1 pseudogene is annotated in these 302 nt (G+C 60.6%); it reads left to right on the forward strand.

The features are described from left to right. A pseudogene (locus Q4563_RS18650) lies at positions 1 to 302 on the forward strand (glycine dehydrogenase (aminomethyl-transferring)); the annotation flags it as partial.

The following is a 302-nucleotide window of genomic DNA, read 5'->3' on the forward strand; positions in this document are numbered from 1 at the left end:
GTCTGATGCTGACCTATCCATCGACCCACGGTATTTACGAGCAGGGCGTCAAGGAAATTTGCGCACTGATCCACGCCAACGGCGGCATGGTCTACATGGACGGCGCCAACCTCAACGCCCAGGTCGGCATCACCCAGCCCGCCTTTATCGGCGCTGACGTCACCCATATGAACCTGCATAAAACCTTCGCCATTCCACACGGTGGCGGTGGCCCCGGCATGGGCCCGATTGGCGTGACCGCGGCACTGGCACCCTTTGTGGCCAACCATACCGTACGGCCGATAGACAACGCTGCTCAAGGT

This window comes from Gilvimarinus sp. 1_MG-2023, from assembly GCF_030548285.1.